Consider the following 6016-nt stretch of genomic DNA (forward strand, 5'->3'; position numbering starts at 1 on the left):
GAAAGATTCCGTGACAATAGCGGAGGGGTCACACCTGTTCCCATACCGAACACAGAAGTTAAGCCCTCCAGCGCTGATGGTACTTGGACGGTGACGTCCTGGGAGAGTAGGTCGTTGCGGGATTTTTATTCCTCAGTAGCTCAACGGTGGAGCACTCGGCTGTTAACCGATAGGTTGCTGGTTCGAATCCAGCCTGGGGAGCCATTTTTTTTTACTTAAATTCACACAAAGGTGTGAATTTTTTTGTTGTTTTATATCGGTATATTCCCTTGTATTTCTTCATAATATGTTAAATAAGTAGAGGGTAAAACAAGCATAGGGGGATGAAACCATGGCAAGTTTTATAATTGTATCGCATAGTAAGAAAATAGCTGAAGGAGTCAAGGAATTAGTAGGGGAAATGAATCCCGGACAAGCAATGATAAAAGCGGTAGGGGGTACCGAAGATGGGAGAATTGGTACCAATTCCTTTGCAATTAAGCAAGCAATTGAAGAGGTTTCTAATGATGCCAATATTTTTGTTTTAATGGATCTGGGCAGCTCGATTATGGCAACACAAATGGCGATGGATTTGTTAGATAAGTCTATTGAAGAAAAGGTTATTCTAATCGATGCACCTATTGTAGAAGGGGCTATAGCAGCCATTATTCAAGCTTCGATTACCAGCAATGTGGAGGAAATTGTCCATGCTGCCAGAGAAGCAAAAACAATGAATAAATTTTAATATTCCTAGTCTAAGATTATAGGGGCATTCATATCTTTATAATATGGGACATGATAAGAAGCATGATAAAAGACAAAATAAATTTATCATGCTTTTTGTATGAATAAAAAGGGGGAATAGAGGATGAGAAGATTGGTAAATGATCCATATGAAGTCGTGGAGGAAATGTTGGAAGGATATTGTGAGGCGAATTGTGATTATGTAGAACTTTTAGAGCATGACAACCGTGTAGTTGTGACAAAACATCCTTCACCCGAACCAAAAGTTGGAATAATCGTAGGGGGAGGGTCGGGTCACGAACCACTATTTTTAGGCTATATAGGAAAAAACTTTGCAGACGCTGCAGTTATCGGAAATATCAATACATCTCCTTCACCTGAACCTTGCTACAACTCTGTAAAAGCTGTAGACCAGGGCAGAGGCTGTTTGTACATGTATGGAAACTATGCGGGAGATGTGATGAATTTTGATATGGGCGCTGAAATGGCTGCTGATGATGGCATAAGAGTAGAAACAGTATTGATCACCGATGACGTTTACTCCTCTAAAGTGGTAGAAGACAGAAGAGGAGTTGCTGGAGATATTATTGTATTTAAAGCTGCTGCTGCTAAGGCTGCTATGGGGGCAGATTTAGATGCGGTGAAGGCTGCGGCCATAAAGGCCAATGACCATACAAGATCCATGGGAGTTGCCCTTTCTTCCTCCACATTACCAGTAACAGGCAAACCTATCTTTGAAATGGAAGAAGGAGATATGGAAATAGGTATGGGCATACATGGAGAACCCGGTGTGAGAAGAACAAAACTTAAGCCAGCAGATGAAGTAGTGGATGAAATGTTAGCATATATATTAGAGGACCTTCCCTATCAACCAGGAGAAGAAGCCTATGTATTAGTTAATGGTCTAGGTGGACTTCCTCTTATGGATCTATATGTATGTCATAGAAGAGTAGCTCAAGTTTTAAAGGAAAAAGGAATAAAAATTCATAGGGCATTGGTGGGAAACTATGCAACTTCCATGGATATGATAGGCATGGGAATTACTTTAGTGAAGGTGGATCATGAATTAAAAGAACTATTAGATTATCCATGTGATACGCCCTATTTTAAAATTGAAGCATAAGGGGATAGGTCTAATGTATCAAGAATTTGTAGTAGATAAAACCTTTTTTATCAATGTAATAAAGGATTTAAAGGATATGGTGGAAGAAAACCGGGATTATTTATCCAAATTGGATTCCGATATAGGAGATGGGGATCATGGGATCAATATGTCCATTGGCTTTAGAGGAGTCATTGCAAAAATAGAGGAATTACAAGAAGAAGATATTTCTAATATTTGCAGAAAAGTGGGGATGATTCTTTTAGGAAAAATAGGAGGGGCGTCAGGTCCACTATATGGAAGTTTTTTTATGAAACTAGGCGTACCAGTAAAGGGCAAGGAAAAAATTCACTTTTACGATTTTTATGAAATGCTAAAAGCGGGTATTGAGGCCATAGAAAATAGAGGGAAGGCCGTGGTGGGGGATAAAACCATGGTGGATGCCCTAAGACCAGCCCTGGATGAATTCACTCAAGCCATAGAGGAGAATAAGGAGCCCTTAGAAGCATTCCATATCTTTGTAGAAGCCAGTAGAAAAGGGGCCCAGACTACCATTCCTTTGGTTGCTAAAAAGGGAAGGGCCATGAGATTAGGAGAAAGAGCCATAGGCCATATCGATCCAGGAGCGGTTTCAGCTACTCTAATCTTAGAAACCATAGAAAATAACTTAATCAAAATAGCAAAATAAGAATAGAATTGAAATATTTAAATGCCCATAGTTTTAACTATGGGTATTTTTGTATAATTTTTTACTTATATTATTTATATAAAATGCAAAATAACATATAATCTATATAGAACAGCAATTATTATTAGGTCACCAGGAAGGAAGATGTTTACATTGGGTAAAAAGATAACTCTAGATGCTAGGAGAATATCTATAGTTTTACTAGGATGTTTACTTCTAGCAATAGGTATTAATGGTTTTTTAGTGCCTCACCACCTACTAAGTGGAGGCGTAACAGGTCTTAGTATTCTTTTAAACTACATAACAGGTTTACCAGTAGGATTAATGATATTTTTACTAAATATTCCGGTGTTTGTCCTAGGATATAAATTGGTCAGTAGGCCATTTATTATCATTAGTCTAATTGGGACTGTAAGTTTGTCTCTTTTTGTTACCTGGACAACTAGGTTGCCAGTATTTGTGGATGATGTTTTGCTATCGGCGGTTTTTGGAGGTGTAATTACCGGTCTAGGTTCTGGAATTGTATTTGCCAACAGGGGAACAACAGGGGGAACGGATATCATAGCGGTAATCATAAAAAAATATTTCTCGGTGGATGTAGGCACCACGATGTTCACTGTAAATGCCACCATTGTTCTGTTTTCCTCCTTGGTTTTCGGTGTAAGACTAGGATTATACACGCTGATTTCTATATATATAAATTCCTTGATGATTGATAAGGTACAACAAGGATTGGATCGTAAAAAAGCTATACTGGTTATTACCGAGAAACCAGAGGAAGCCAGACAAGCCATTATCAATCAGATTAAAAGAGGGGTGACCTTATTAGAGGGACAAGGGGGCTATACCCAGGAATCCAAAAAAATTGTATTTTGTTTAGTTACCCCTTTTCAATTGGCAAAAATCAGAGAAATCTTATTGGATATTGATGAGGGAGCATTTATTACTGTGCTGGATGCAGCAGAAGTGGTAGGAAAAGGGTTCAAAAATAGGGACTAAGCCCAGTTAAGTGTGACATCATTCCCCCTACCTTCTAGCTTACCTTGTTCACAAGGTAAGCTAGAAGGTAGGGGGATTTTTAGTTATGTGGTTAAAGCTATCTTTCCTTGATTTTATGAAAAGATTGGACATATTGAGAATAATATACAAGTTATTATATAAAAATATAAATAGAGTATTAAATCCAAAAAACAAAAGTAAAAAAAGGATTTTAGGATTTAAGCTAGAATATTATCATTATTCAAACAATTATTAAAATCAAGTGAGGGGGAAGCAGCTATGAAAGTGTATGAAACCAAGGATCTAAGAAATATTGGAATAATTGGTCACGGTGGTTGTGGAAAAACCACCTTAGTAGAGGCAATGGCATTTAATGCGGGACTCATCGATAGAATGGGAAAAGTAGAAGATGGTTCCACAGTTTCAGATTATGATCCCGAAGAAGTTAGAAGAGCCATCTCAATCAGTAGCGCATTGGTACCACTAGAATTTAATAATTATAAAATGAACGTAATGGACACTCCAGGATACTTTGATTTTGTAGGTGAAATGATTGCAACCCTAAGAGTAGTAGATAGCGCTGTGGTAGTAGTGGATGCTGTATCGGGAATGGAAGTAGGAACGGAAAAGGCTTTTAAAGCAGTAAAGGATAGAGACATTCCCAGCATAGTCATGATCAATAAGATGGATAGAGAAAACGCAAATTTCAAAAGAGTATTGGAGCAATTAAGGGAGTATTTTGGAAATATCGTCGTCCCCTTTTTAATTCCTATGGGAGAATCAGAAACCTTTAAGGGCATTGTCAATGTAGTGGATATGAAGGCAAAGGTCAAGAAAGGACAAAAATGTGTGGATGCAGAACTGCCCCAGGGAATGGAAGAGGAAATCTCCACTTATAGAGAAATGATTATAGAATCGGTAGCCCAAACCAGCGAGGAGTTAATGGAAAAATATTTTGATGGTGAAGAATTAACCTCTGAAGAAATCTATCAGGGATTAAAACAGGGCGTATTAGAGGGAGATTTAATACCCGTGGTATGTGGTTCAGCCGCACAAAATATCGGAGTAGAAAGTCTGATGGATGTCATTATAAACTTTTACCCTGCCCCCCATGAGGGTCACAAAGTTCATGGCAATAACCCCCAAAATGATAAAGAAGTTGAACGATCCTATAAAACCGATGAACCTTTTTCAGCATTAGTATTTAAAACAATCGTAGACCCCTATGTAGGAAAGCTTTCCCTATTTAAAGTGATGTCAGGCACCTTATCTCCCAATGGAGAGATATACAACGTGACCAAAGACAAAAAGGAGAAGCTAAGTCATTTATATGTACTAAGCGGGAAAAAACAAGTCGAGGTGGAAAAATTAAGTGCAGGAGATTTAGGAGCCTTTTCCAAACTACAATCCACCACTACCGGAGATACCCTATGTGATGCTGAACACCCCATATTATATCAAGCCATAGATTTTCCTAAGCCCATAATATCCCAAGCTATTGTGCCCAAAGCAAAGGGAGATGAGGATAAAATCGGAATGGGATTACACAGATTGATGGAGGAAGATCCTACTTTTACGATATATAGAAATAGAGAAACCAAGGAAACCTTGATATCAGGGTTGGGAGAAATGCATTTAGACATCATAAGTAAACGACTGCATAACAAATTTGGAGTAGATGTACTGCTAAAAGATCCCAGAATTCCCTATCGTGAAACCATAAAAAGCAAAGCCACCTCTGAAGGGAAACATAAAAAGCAATCGGGGGGTAGAGGGCAATTTGGACATATTTATGTTGATTTTGAACCCCTATTTGGTGAAGAGGAAGAATTTGAATTTGTAGATAAGGTAGTAGGGGGAGCGGTACCCCGCCAATATATCCCAGCAGTAGAAAAAGGGTTAAGAGAATGTTTAGAAGAAGGAATTTTAGCGAAATACCCTGTTACAGGAGTAAGGTGTACACTCTTTGATGGTTCTTTCCACAGCGTGGATTCGGATGAGATGTCTTTTAAAATGGCAGCTTCTTTAGCTTTTAAAAAAGGAATAAAAGAAGCAAGCCCAGTATTATTAGAACCCATTTATCATCTAGAGATTGTTGTACCCGATGAATATATGGGAGATATCATGGGAGATTTAAATAAAAAAAGAGGAAGGATACTAGGAATGGAACCAGCCGAGGGCTATCAAAAGATAATTGCAGAGGCTCCCTTATCCGAAATGTCCAAATATGCCACAGATCTTCGATCCATGACCCAGGCCAGAGGAGAGTTTATGATGGAGTTTGCCCGTTATGAAGAATTACCAGAGCAACTGGCTGAAAAAGTAATTGAAGAGGCGACAATAGAAGAATAATATATAAAAAACACTTTGAAAATTTCTGTACCGACCCCCAAAAGTTAGACCAAAAATCTAACGATTGGAGGTCGGTATTTTTATGGCTGTATACAGTTATGAGTTTAAAAAGAAAGTTGTAGATGCATATTTACGTGGCGAAGGAGGTTATA

At 38.3% G+C, this 6016-nt stretch carries 5 protein-coding genes, 1 tRNA gene and 1 rRNA gene; all 7 read left to right on the plus strand.

Features of this window, described 5'->3' with window-relative positions:
• Nucleotides 1–6 precede the first annotated feature (6 nt).
• Nucleotides 7–123, plus strand: a 5S ribosomal RNA gene (gene rrf, locus NSA47_RS15195).
• 6 nt (nucleotides 124–129) lie between these two features.
• Nucleotides 130–204 (plus strand) — tRNA-Asn (locus NSA47_RS15200).
• A gap of 127 nt (nucleotides 205–331) precedes the next feature.
• Complete coding sequence (dhaM, locus tag NSA47_RS15205; protein ID WP_257533533.1) at nucleotides 332–724, plus strand: dihydroxyacetone kinase phosphoryl donor subunit DhaM; 393 nt, start codon at nucleotides 332–334, stop codon at nucleotides 722–724.
• A 123-nt stretch (nucleotides 725–847) separates the two neighbouring features.
• Complete coding sequence (locus tag NSA47_RS15210) at nucleotides 848–1846, plus strand: dihydroxyacetone kinase subunit DhaK (RefSeq protein ID WP_257533535.1); 999 nt, start codon at nucleotides 848–850, stop codon at nucleotides 1844–1846.
• Nucleotides 1847–1859: 13 nt separating this feature from the next.
• Nucleotides 1860–2513, plus strand: coding sequence for a dihydroxyacetone kinase subunit DhaL (gene dhaL, locus NSA47_RS15215; protein ID WP_257533537.1), 654 nt, complete (start codon nucleotides 1860–1862; stop codon nucleotides 2511–2513).
• Nucleotides 2514–2666: 153 nt separating this feature from the next.
• Nucleotides 2667–3512 carry a YitT family protein gene (locus tag NSA47_RS15220; protein WP_257533539.1) on the plus strand — a complete coding sequence of 282 codons (846 nt, stop codon included), beginning with the start codon at nucleotides 2667–2669 and terminating at the stop codon, nucleotides 3510–3512.
• A 279-nt stretch (nucleotides 3513–3791) separates the two neighbouring features.
• On the plus strand, nucleotides 3792–5864 hold the full coding sequence (fusA, locus tag NSA47_RS15225) for an elongation factor G (RefSeq protein WP_257533541.1): 2073 nt from the start codon (nucleotides 3792–3794) through the stop codon (nucleotides 5862–5864).
• Nucleotides 5865–6016: the final 152 nt, after the last annotated feature.

This window comes from Irregularibacter muris, assembly GCF_024622505.1.
GTDB lineage: Bacteria > Bacillota > Clostridia > Eubacteriales > Garciellaceae > Irregularibacter > Irregularibacter muris.